We start from the raw sequence: 1,187 nt of genomic DNA on the forward strand, positions 1-1,187 counted from the left end.
AATCATTTCAGGGTCGAGCTCTTCAATGACGGCTAAACTCGTCGTACCAAATGTGTTAGAGAACGGGTTATCTTGGCGTAAACCACTAAATTTTAAAAACAGTTGATTTAACATGTACGTTTTATTACGCGCAATTTCATGCATCATGTGAAAACGTGTACGGGTTAAACGGCGAAGCGCTTCGTGTTGAAGGGTTTCTTGCATATCATATGGCAAGCGTCCAAAGCGTAAATGATCCGCAATAACCCAGGCATCAATTCGGTCGTTTTTCGGTAACGTATCGTAGCCTTTTTTAAAGCGTGCTACTTTTCGAGCATTGAGCATAAACACCGCTGTTTGAAACAAGGGTGCATAGCCCTGTAATTGATTTTTCAAATAATGGGCTAGGTGCCAACTATATTGGTCCGTTGACTCCATCCCAATTTTTAATTGTGTAAGCTGATTCTTTTCCGCTGTTTTCAAAAGCTTTTGAATCAAGGTGTTCGCACCTTCTATATCATTAGAAACAGAAAAATCAGCAAGCGAATGACCCTCGCCATGCATGAATTGGACATGATGGGAGCGCATACTCACGTCGATACCGACTAGCATTTGTGACATGCCAATCACCTCCTATGGGGAATAATCAAGATTGTCTCAGACCTGGGTGCCCAGTCGAATCATCGATGTCTGCCTCGTGATGAGCAATCAAAGTGAAGAAGACCAAAATGAGCGCTACACTCTCTTCTCCAACAGCGTCGCAGCCAGTGGTTAGACCTTCAATAATGAACGATGGGTAGCAGGCTATTTAAGCAGTACACAAAAAGTGCCCGCAAGGGGGAATAGCTATTTCCTGCGTCAACCTTGTCCGTTCCATTGTCTCATGGGCACAGTCTAAGTGAAATAAAAGTTGAAATAAAAAAGGACGAAGTACTAAAATGGAGCCTCCTCCATCCTTCGCCCAAACGATATAAAATTGGATAACACAAATAAGCAGGTAAGCACCTGTTAGCTATACTATTTTGAATGGTTAAAATGGAAGTTTCCTTTTGGTCCCTCGTGTAAACCAGGGTCAAACAGGTAAAACATCAAAAAAGAGTGAGGGAGCCAAAAGGCGACTATCTCCTATAGGAAACCCAACAGATCCCCAGTTGTCCGGATCAACTGGAAATTCTATCGGAAAGAGCTCTTACTACTAATATACGAGG

1 protein-coding gene is annotated in these 1,187 nt (G+C 42.6%); it reads right to left on the reverse strand.

The annotated features are described in order from the left end of the window. Positions 1–600: IS110 family transposase (locus tag ACIQ7N_RS23615; RefSeq protein WP_402936678.1), on the reverse strand; the 600-nt coding region annotated here is incomplete at its 3' end. Positions 601–1,187: the final 587 nt, after the last annotated feature.

The organism is Lysinibacillus sp. NPDC095746, from assembly GCF_044763535.1.
Classification (GTDB): domain Bacteria; phylum Bacillota; class Bacilli; order Bacillales_A; family Planococcaceae; genus Lysinibacillus.